The sequence below is a fragment of the Caballeronia calidae genome (genome assembly GCF_900044055.2).
In the GTDB taxonomy this organism is placed as follows: domain Bacteria; phylum Pseudomonadota; class Gammaproteobacteria; order Burkholderiales; family Burkholderiaceae; genus Caballeronia; species Caballeronia calidae.
In genome coordinates this window covers 1-9,391 of the sequence record NZ_FCOX02000128.1, presented here as the reverse complement: position 1 = coordinate 9,391, position 9,391 = coordinate 1, and the positions used below count along the sequence as shown (strand labels likewise).

Annotated in this window: 8 protein-coding genes and 2 pseudogenes; 5 read left to right on the top strand and 5 right to left on the bottom strand. The window is 59.1% G+C overall.

The window, feature by feature from the left end; genetic code table 11:
- On the top strand, positions 1–306 hold a 306-nt coding region (locus tag AWB78_RS48945; RefSeq protein WP_232478079.1), incomplete at its 5' end, for a hypothetical protein.
- A gap of 120 nt (positions 307–426) precedes the next feature.
- Here AWB78_RS48945 and AWB78_RS40200 read toward each other — a convergent pair.
- Entirely contained in the window at positions 427–3,294 is a 2,868-nt protein-coding gene (locus tag AWB78_RS40200; RefSeq protein ID WP_157697809.1) for an AAA family ATPase, read from the bottom strand.
- Positions 3,295–3,558: 264 nt separating this feature from the next.
- Between AWB78_RS40200 and AWB78_RS47195 the strand changes: the two genes are divergently transcribed.
- Both AWB78_RS47195 and AWB78_RS40190 read left to right on the top strand, forming a co-directional pair.
- Positions 3,559–4,176, top strand: a complete 618-nt coding sequence (locus AWB78_RS47195; protein WP_157697808.1) for a hypothetical protein — start codon at positions 3,559–3,561, stop codon at positions 4,174–4,176.
- Positions 4,177–4,383: 207 nt separating this feature from the next.
- Positions 4,384–4,833 (top strand): conjugal transfer protein TraD, encoded by a 450-nt coding sequence (locus AWB78_RS40190; protein ID WP_062612558.1) that lies wholly within the window; start codon positions 4,384–4,386, stop codon positions 4,831–4,833.
- A gap of 16 nt (positions 4,834–4,849) precedes the next feature.
- Here AWB78_RS40190 and AWB78_RS40185 read toward each other — a convergent pair.
- From AWB78_RS40185 to AWB78_RS40175, 3 genes and pseudogenes are all read right to left on the bottom strand, one after another.
- Positions 4,850–5,490 (bottom strand): annotated as a pseudogene (locus AWB78_RS40185) (DNA methyltransferase).
- Between the two features lie 475 nt (positions 5,491–5,965).
- Entirely contained in the window at positions 5,966–6,337 is a 372-nt protein-coding gene (locus AWB78_RS40180; protein WP_157697807.1) for a hypothetical protein, read from the bottom strand.
- Positions 6,338–6,526: 189 nt separating this feature from the next.
- Positions 6,527–6,820 carry a hypothetical protein gene (locus AWB78_RS40175; RefSeq protein ID WP_062612554.1) on the bottom strand — a complete coding sequence of 98 codons (294 nt, stop codon included), beginning with the start codon at positions 6,818–6,820 and terminating at the stop codon, positions 6,527–6,529.
- Positions 6,821–7,384: 564 nt separating this feature from the next.
- On the opposite strand from AWB78_RS40175, the gene AWB78_RS47190 reads away from it, so the two are divergent.
- A complete protein-coding gene (locus AWB78_RS47190) occupies positions 7,385–8,509 on the top strand; it encodes a hypothetical protein (protein WP_157697806.1) in 1,125 nt (374 codons plus the stop codon).
- Between the two features lie 37 nt (positions 8,510–8,546).
- A pseudogene (locus AWB78_RS49995) lies at positions 8,547–8,741 on the top strand (CppA family protein); the annotation flags it as partial.
- Here AWB78_RS49995 and AWB78_RS40170 read toward each other — a convergent pair.
- The gene (locus AWB78_RS40170; protein WP_062612552.1) at positions 8,678–9,178 is read right to left on the bottom strand and encodes a ParA family protein; all 501 of its coding nucleotides are present in this window, start codon (positions 9,176–9,178) and stop codon (positions 8,678–8,680) included. The pseudogene AWB78_RS49995 and the gene AWB78_RS40170 sit on opposite strands and share 64 nt — an antisense overlap.
- Positions 9,179–9,391 lie beyond the last annotated feature (213 nt).

Genomic DNA, 9,391 nt, shown 5'->3' with positions numbered 1-9,391 from the left:
CCTCCGCTGACCTGCCTCTACCACGCCCCACGCGTTCCACCACATACTCTGAGGGGCGTCGTTCGTGGATCGCTTACTGACAAACGGAAATGGTCGTATCGGCAAATCACGTCGCTGGCCGAAGAAATAATCCACTGGCATGCGGAGCAGGCCAAAGCGACGGAAGGCTATCTCTCTGCCTTGTATGGCAGCTCCGCGCGAGCGGTTCATCAGCTGTGGCGCGAATTGACGATGGGATGGCAGGACGATGGAGACAACGCGCGACTGGAAGCGCTTGCGGAGGGGCGCGCGGCGGGATCGAAGTAAGCGAACACCGGCACAGCAAAAGAATGTAGGCGAAACGGAACGCAGACAGATCGAATGATCGCGATGCGTCGCCGTGGGCGACAATGCCCGCGGAGGATTCCTCACGGCCGTCAACTTCAATCATTCAAGGCCGTAATCCGATTTGGACCGGTGGACTTCCGGGTTCGACCTGCCACGTGAATGATCCACGCTGGCCTTGCGACGCTGCTCTTGCAGATACTCAGCACGGCGCGCCGCTTTTTCCTGCTGCGTGAGCTCGGCAAACGGCTTGCGGGACACGGCGGCCTTCGTCATTGCCAGCCCGACCGCCCGCTCATCAGCACGCATCGAATATCCGGCGGCTTGGCGCGCCTGCGCTTCACGTACTTCACGCACCTGATTCACCAGCATGCGCGCGCGACTTTCGCCCGACAGCTCGACCAACGCTTTCCACGCCCGGTCATCGTGCACGACGAGCTGCCGAATGTTGGCGCCCAGCTCCGCATCGAACCTCGCTAGCCCCGCCTGCGCACGCTTAAGCGCCGCGCGATCCTTCGCGGGCACCGGCTTACCGGCCTGCTTTGCTAACGTCTCGGCGGCCAACGCATCGGTGTACGGCCTGACCACCTCCACCAGGGTCTTGTCTTGACGCTGAAGCCGCGGCGCGTTCGAGAACGCGACACGGCGCTGACCCAGCGTATGCCGGTAGCCCAGTTCAGGCTGGCGATCACGCGCCGCAAGCACTGTGTGCTGCGCGCTGAACGATTTATCGTCGGCACGCGACAGGCTGCGGATCATCGCCGCGCCGTCCGCAAACTCGTCGCGGCCCGCAGCGACCACCAGACTCTCTTTGTGCCGCGTCATCGCCACGTAGGCCAGCTCCGCATGCATGGTCTTCGTCGCCAGCACATACGCGCGATCGACCGTAACGCCCTGGCTTTTATGGATCGTGAGCGCATAGCCGTGATCGAAGTGGCCATATTGCCCCGTGTCGACCGCAAGCCGTCGCCCGTCATCCAGGCGCACATGCAGCACGACGTCGCTCGCGCTTTTGTCGGCGTGGGTCTCGATCCGCTCGACGGTCGCAAGCGTCCCGTTCTTCACCTGCATCGCGTACTCGTTTTGCAGAAACATGATCCGCTCGCCGGCCGCGATCGCGATCTGACGGCCGGTCGGTTTCCCATCCGAAGCACTCGTGGCGATCGACACGAGCTGTTCAGCGCCGAGCTCCCCCGCCGCCTTTCTCAGCTCGCGCACGCCCGCGTTTAACGCCTCCCGCTGCGCGTTGGTGTGCGTAAGCAGCAGCTGTGTTCCATCCGGATTCGCCTGGCGATCCGCCTGCCATTGCGCCAGCAGTTGCTCGCGTGCGGCCGCGACGCTGACACACAGTTGTACGTCGCCGTGCTCCCCGTACGCGTTCAGCGCCGTTGACACATCATGCTGCGCCAACGCGAGCGACGCGTCGCGCTGCCACCCATGATTCTGCCGTTTAATCTCTGTCAGACTTTCCAGCCGATTGGCGACGGCCGCTTCGCGCGACACCGCGCGAAATGCATCGCCCGCATCGACCGCGTGCAGTTGCCAGGCGTCGCCTACCAGCCGCACACGCGCGCCGGCCGCCTGCGCGTGACCCAACAATTTTTCTAATTGCCGAGAGCCGACCATCCCCGCCTCATCGATCACCAGCACCGTCTTTTGATCGAGCGTTACGGCACCCCGTTCGATACCGGACAGCAAACTATGCAACGTCCGGCTTGCAATGCCGGCGTCGCGCTGCATGTCGTCCGCCGTCTTGCCCTGAAGCGCCGCACCGATCACCTGCATGCCGTCGGCTTCCAGCGCCTCGCGCGCCGCGGCGAGCACATAGCTTTTGCCGGTACCGGCCGCACCATTGACGACCACCAGTTGGCCGCCTCCTGCCAGCGCCACAAAAGCCGCGTCCTGCCCCGCGTTGAACTGACGCGTCGCCCGCAGCCTTGCACGTACCACGTCATCACCTGAAGCCGTCCCACCGGCACGACTCATCGCCTGTGCCCGCTCAACTAGGCGCGCTTCGATCTCACGCAATTCCGTCGAGGCGAACCATTCGCCCTGTCGCCCGCCGTCCCTGAGCGCCTGCAGTTCCTTCGAATTCATCAGGCGCGCATACACCTGGCGAAACTGCTCTTCGCCATCCGTATTGCGAAACACGAACTGCTCAATATCGCGCCGTGAGAAGACCGATTGCGTGGCCGTCAGCGCGTGAATACCAATTGCCGGATTAACAAGCAGCCGCTCGCCATTTCGACGTGCACGCGCACGGTTTTCCGCCAGCACCCCGGCCATCACGCCACGCTCGCCCGCATGGCGGGCAATTCCCACTTTGAGCGAAGCCTCCAGCTCAATGCCCAGTGTCTTATAGCTGCGATGATCAATGCGAACCTCGATGCCCGCGCGCGCCAGAAAGTGATTGGCCGTCATCGCCCACTCCTCGCGCACCTCGCGAACGAACGCCGGACCGCGCATCGACCGGTCCTTTCCGGCGCCGCCTTTTTCAGGATGCTCGGGATTGAAGCGCCGAAAGAACTGCTGCGGATCGCGCGCAATGCCATCGTTCACGCGCTCCGTGAACATGGTGTGCGCATGTGGCTGCTCAAGACCGTCGCTGGCCTTCGGATTGTGGATGGCCCACGTATAGGCGTGACGCTCACCGAGCGTATTAGCGACAAACTCGCGGATCAGCTCAACGCGCTGATCATCACTGAGTTCACGCGGAATCGATACTTCGATCTCGGTGTAGATGCGCCCGTTCGCGCGCTCGTACAGATCGGCGGCTTCCCAGAAGGCATTCGGATTGTTGCGCGCCCACGCCGGCATATTGCCGCTCTCGGTGAGCGCAAGATCGCCGCGTTCCTGAAACTTCCCTTCGCGAGAGATGTACGCGTAATGCCCCTCGCGCTGCACGTACCTCGCGTGCTTTGCGCCCATGCCTCGGACACCGCCCTTCACGCTCAGGTGATAGTTGCTCAAGCGCTCAACTCCGGCGAATGACCGGGTACGCCACGCCAGTTGCGATGCTGCTGCTCTGCCGAACGGCGGCTGAGCGGAGGCAATTGATGGCGGGCGAAAAATCTTGGCATGTGCTGAAAGCGAGGGGTTGTTTCCATGCTAGCATGGAAACGGATAAGCGCGCCTGGTTTTGGATACGACCCTGTAGACGCCTTGGTTCTCTCTGGCGGCCGCGGATTTTTAAGCTAGAAAAAGTTTAGCAAGAAGGAGCTTTCGGGAGATTACATGCCTTTGGCAATACCGCTCGACTCGTTGTTCCAACGTAATCAGATCGACGATTGGGACGAGGTTCATCCAATGTTTGGCGATGTCTTCTGTTCGCTTGATGGCAAGATCGCTTTCCGTGGTGACTATCCCACCGATTTTGGGAGACGCCCGGCCGTGATCGATAATGCCCGCACGGTCACCGGCGACCTGATCCCCGAAACAGCCTGGGGCGCGAGTCTGGCAAACCTGCTAACGTCTGTATCTTGGGCGGCGCTGCGCAATCAGGTGATTGAACACAATCATCACGTCTGTGAGCTCTGCGGCCTTCAAATCAATGCGCTCGAAGCGCATGAAGTGTGGGAGTACGACTTTCCGCCAGACGATGAAATGGCGCAATGCGAACACCTCACCGTCTTTGGCGTCCAGCGCCTGCGCGGTCTGCTGAGTGTCTGTGCGGACTGTCATCTGTGCTTTCACCTGGGCTACGCTAACGTGCACGGACGGCTGCCGGAAACCCTTGACCGGCTAGCGGCACTGAATAACTGGTCAGGCGAGGAAGTACAAAGATATGACCACACCGTGGGCCAGCGATGGGGAGCATGCCAGTCAAATTCATTGAATGTTGGACTTTGGTGAGATACGGCATCCCGATGGCGGCCTCACGCTTCAACCGGGGTGGCGACCACACCGCGAGGATGCAAGATTCCTCGTCTACACCAATCGACTCGGTCACGAAAACGTGACGGCCCATCCTCAACACGCCGTGGCGCAGAAGTGGGGAAAAAGACTGGCAACCTGCGTGGACCGCGCAGGATATGTTTTGAACATTCCGGAGCATGAAGCATGGAAAAAAACGACTGGCTCACCGCACGCATCCAGTTCATTCAGGCCCTGAAGTCGCCGACCGAATCGCAGAAAATGTTGCTTGAACTTGCGTTGATCGAATCGCCCACCAAGCAGGATCTGCGTCAGCTCGACGCTCTGGTGCGGCTCGAAAAGATCAACCAAAAAGCGGATGAGGCCCGCGTCGAAGCACAGAAGGCCATGGCCGAACGGCGCGATGAACAGCGTAAGGCGCGCACACGCGAATTGATCGAACTCGGCGGCATCATTTCGATGGTGGAGTTTCCGGTGGACCGCGGCACGCTGACCGGCACTTTGCTGTGGGCGCTCGACCAGATGAAGACAGACGCCACGCTGATCAAGCAACTTAAGACGCGGGGCGACACGTTCATCGCCGCGCGCGAGGCGGAGAAAACCGGCGCTCCGGCCGCCGCAGTCGAGGCGGCCTGAGCGTTTCCTTTTTGGGCTATTTCAGGTCGGTGGAGGGCGCATCATGCGCGAGCCGTGCGAGCGCCGTCGCGTAGTACGCGGGATCCAATTCAATGCCGACATAGTGGCGACCCGTTTGGCTGGCCGCGACGCACGTCGAGCCGGAACCCGCGAACGGATCCAGCACAATGTCGTCCGGCTGCGTAAAAGCCTCGATTAGCGGCGCCAGCGTTTGCGGAGCTTTCTCTGTCGGATGGTGCCGGTTGCCACTGTACGGCCAGTCCAATACATCCGGTAAAGGGCTGGCCGGCAGCGCCGGGTTGCCCTTAGCGAGCAGGTAGGCCGCCTCGTGCCGGTATTCGACAAACCGCGCCTTGGACGCGTAGCGTTTAGCAAAGATGAGGTGCCCGACGACCCGAAAGCCGGCGCTTTTCCACGCGTGAAAAAACTGGTCAACGCGATTCCATCCGTAAAAGCTCACGCATCGCGCCTCAGCACACGAAAAATTTCTGCAAACGAGGGTTCGAGCCACTGCGATGAGACGTCGTTCGCAATGCTGCGCCCCAAGCGGTCGTGGTAATTCACCAGATACGGCGGATCGGTCAAGGTGAAATCGATAACGTCGTCGGGAATCGCCGGAAGCACGTCAAGGCAGTCGCCATTAAAGAGAAAGCTCACAGTTTCGCTCCCTGTGTTTGAGGACATGGGCAGTCCGGCGCGGCAAGCAGTGCCACGATTCGCTACCCGGCGCTGGCGAGCGCCGGTCGGGGTGTGGCGGTCAAGGGGGCGTGGAATAAATGGGGGGACTGCGGCCCACCTTTTATGCCGCGAAAGCCCTTGAAGCTGTATCAGGACGTGCGACCCGCACCTCCTGATGCAGCGCCCGCCGCAACCCGAGCGGCGATCGTTGGCGACGGGTAGCGAAGCCCCCAACGACCGACGGGTTTCTGGTTTTCCTTCGTTCAACATTGAGACGCCCAGGCGACACGGCTGGGCGGCGATCTGGGTCGCGCGGTCATCAACCTGCGCCACCCCGACAAGGAACCCCCGGGACGGCAAGCATTTCATCCATCCGTCCGGTCTGCACGTTGGGCCGCGCGACTTGCAGACCGCCTCGAATGACCTGGGCCTTTCGGCCCAGGCAGCTACAGCGTCAGTGTTGGCGCTTGCTCTTCGGCTTGCTCGTCTCGCGCGACCTCAATACTTCAGGCAGCCACCCGGATTCCACGATCCGCAGTTCGGCCGCCGCAGCGGCTTCGCCCTTCTTCATCCCCTGGAGCTCGACCGCGGCTTCCGTCGAAATCGCCTCTCTTACCACATCGATGATGCGTGCCTTCGATACGTGATTCAGGTAACTTTGCCGCGTCGGTTTCCAGTAGTTCGCCATGTCGATCTGCATCACGTCCACAAGCGCATGGATCGGATGAGCGCTATCCGTTGCACTCACGCCGTCGAGCGTCGCCGCCACGCAAAATGCGAACAGGCTTGCCATCAGGTCTGTCTCCTGTTTGAGGAACCACGGCAACAGGGCTTCGATCTCTCGCGCACCAGCGCAGCCCGTGATGTGTGCGCCTCGACTCTCACCGCGCTCCCGGCATACGAACACAAATAATGTTCACGGAACACGGCAGAGATAAGGCGATTAGGCGATTCATGAGCGCGGCGAAGGCCACCGCAGGGCGGCGGGCAAGTTCGGCCTGAACGGCTGCCAGCGTCAAACAAAACCGCGCGTCCCACTCTGCGTCCTGCACCAGATCTCGCGCAACGCCAGATACGCCCTGAGCTTCGGCATGAAGCCCAGCCAGACGGTGAACGTAATCTCCCTCCCACCTGCCCGGTACTTGACCTCACGAAACTTCTGACGCGCAACCGACGCATCCTGGAGGCTCGTGGCAAGCTCCGGACTCCACTTCATGGCTAGCAGTTGCGCGAGGTTGATGCCCGTTTCGGCAAGAAACAGCGCGACGAAGCAAGAAGCAGCTATAGTCGTGGAAGGCAAGCAGTTCATCGCTGTCTTTCGTGAGTTTTTCCGTCGCCTTTGGATACCGCCGAATAAGTGCGAGATGCTGTTCGTGCGTGCTGACACGTGCATAGCCGCGGTCCATATCGTCATATAATCGGAAGTTTCGTACACTGTAGTCAACGCCGCTGAATAAATCGAACGTAGTTTTGCACAGCGGATTTTCTGCACGCGCACTGTCCCGCAGCACGGGGCTCGCTTACGCTCGGGCCGCTCGAACCTACGCGTACGAAAAAACGATCGTTTTAATGAACCATCGGCCGATGGAAGGGAACGCATCGCTCCTGCCGGACAAGTTACGATCAAGGGGCGTTCCAGAATGTGACTGAATCTATTGAACCGTCACGTGACGTGATGGTTCATCCGCAATGCAGACGAACCGGATCTGGCATGAGCCGATCATGCCATCATTACGCATACAGACGATGGCCATCGTGATGGTTGGGTTATCAGCCGTAGTGTAAGGTGCCTTTTACAGTAACCGCCTGCTGGCACCAGACCCACCGCAGCGGTTCTGGCGCGTTGAGGTTGCTTGCGCCCTGAATTTTCGCGATGCTGACTCTCCAGAATCCGAACCGCAAACTGTTCGGTGAATTGATCTTCGAAGTTCCAGTCTGCGACCACGCAGACTCCGCCCGGTGCAAATCCCGCAAGCAGTTGGATATCGTTGAGAGTAAAGCCATGCCGCGTATTACCTTTGGACTGCCTCCACAGAACCCGGGCGACTTGGGATCATCGCAAGATGCCGTCCCGACTAAAACGCAGGCGCCCCGATCTGACCCGGGTAGCAACTTTCAGCGACAATTGTGGGGAACCTTGGCTGGGCTTGGCAAACAGGAAACGGCAAAGAATCGTGAGCTTGTTTCGGAGAAGCTTCGGCGCGAATTCAAAATAGCATCGCCGTTGATGCCACAGAAACCCGGATCAACAGGTAAATTAGCGCAGAAAATTATTCCCAAAGATTCCTCGAGAAACTACGAAGTAGATATTCCCGACGCGGACCTTGACGCGAAAATCGAGGAACTTGATGAAGAATCATCGATGCAACAATCAAGGTCGAGCGTCAACGGAGGGATTGGCGATCTGAACATCAGTCATATCAGCCACGCCCACGATAACAGTGGTTTTTTTGGCTCATCACTTAATACATCATTTTCTTCTACACAACGATCAGAATCGAGTCCCAGCACAAAAAGCGACACGAAACCCACAGGTCGGGAAGGGCTGTCAAAATATTTGAAAGAACGTTTAGACAACATAGATCTGGAGGCTGACCTTCCATCGACGGCAGACCTCAAGAGGCGTGATAACTTTCACGTGATAGATCGAATGCTTGAAGGAGCGACGAATCGTGGTACACGTGACCTAGGACTGGATGCGTTTAAGAAGGCGGAAAAACTCTTGACGGCTGCTAATACACACCCGGACCCTGCGGTAAGGCTTCGGCTATTGCATGTGGGAGTCGTGTGCCACAACAATTCATCGCTAGCCAATGGGCTCAAAACGGTAGACCAGTTTACGGAGAGCGGCGAACTTCGTAACAAATATCGGGCATCGATCAAGGCTGCTTACAATGCACTGAAGGGACAAGGGGAAAGCCGGTTAGCCGAAAAATTGCTAGCGTCCATACAGCAAGAGTCACCGATGCTGTTTGCTGAGAATGTCCTCAAAAAATAGATTTGACGTGGTCGAATGGCTAAGAGCTTATCCGTAAATTATCTTAAACGACGACGATCGGCAAACGCTCGTCTGGTTACGCGCGCACGTCGGAGAGACGCGCGTTGCGAATGCGGCCCGCAATCTGATGGCCCGGCGCGAGCACAATGCCGGAACGAACTCAAAACCCTACTTATCAGCCATCTGCCGGTACCTCGGTATATGGCCGCACGCACCACGGCCGATCACGCTGTTGGCATCCAGAACCCGACCATAGAAGTCTTTCACCGCGCTCGCTGTGATCTTGCACATTTTCTTGCGCGCATCATGCCGCGTCAGGATCGCAGCGCCGAACTGCAGCCGCGGATTCACCCCCTGGGCGTCACGGATGAACTGCAGCATGTCATCGGTTCCGACCAGTGACAATTTAGAACCTGACTCAACCGGCACGAACACGACGTCCGCAGCAAACATGGCGTTTGCAGTCAGGAAATCCAACGACGGAGGCGTGTCGACAATGACCACGTCGTAGGCGTCTCCCAGCACGTCGAGGCACTTCTTTAGCGCGCCCGTCGTCGCAAACGGGCTCGTCTGCATCTTCTTTTGGACTCCGCTTAAACGCGGCGTTGAGCCAACCAGATGGACCCCATTGATGTGTGTATCGGTAGAACTGGGGATCGTCCCGAGCATGCGCCCGCGCGAATGCGATTGCAATTGAGTCTTTGTGCACGTCGAGTCCGACGTAAAACTTGACCTTGTCCATGACTGTCTCCGCCGTTCAGTGAAGGTCGTCCGATCATCGGACGAACGCCTATGTCGCGACTCCCTGAAGGCCATCATGTCTTAAGCGGAGCGCTCAGCAAGGCGGGGTTGCTGAGCGGAAAGCGATGATCAACCGTGCAC

Excerpts from the sequence above, each read along its gene's own strand:
- AWB78_RS47195 (WP_157697808.1), top strand. The coding sequence starts at position 3,559 with ATGCCTTTGGCAATACCGCTCGACTCGTTGTTCCAACGTAATCAGATC.
- AWB78_RS40190 (WP_062612558.1), top strand. The coding sequence starts at position 4,384 with ATGGAAAAAAACGACTGGCTCACCGCACGCATCCAGTTCATTCAGGCC.
- AWB78_RS40175 (WP_062612554.1), bottom strand. The coding sequence starts at position 6,820 with ATGAACTGCTTGCCTTCCACGACTATAGCTGCTTCTTGCTTCGTCGCG.
- AWB78_RS47190 (WP_157697806.1), top strand. The coding sequence starts at position 7,385 with ATGCTGACTCTCCAGAATCCGAACCGCAAACTGTTCGGTGAATTGATC.
- AWB78_RS40170 (WP_062612552.1), bottom strand. The coding sequence starts at position 9,178 with ATGCTCGGGACGATCCCCAGTTCTACCGATACACACATCAATGGGGTC.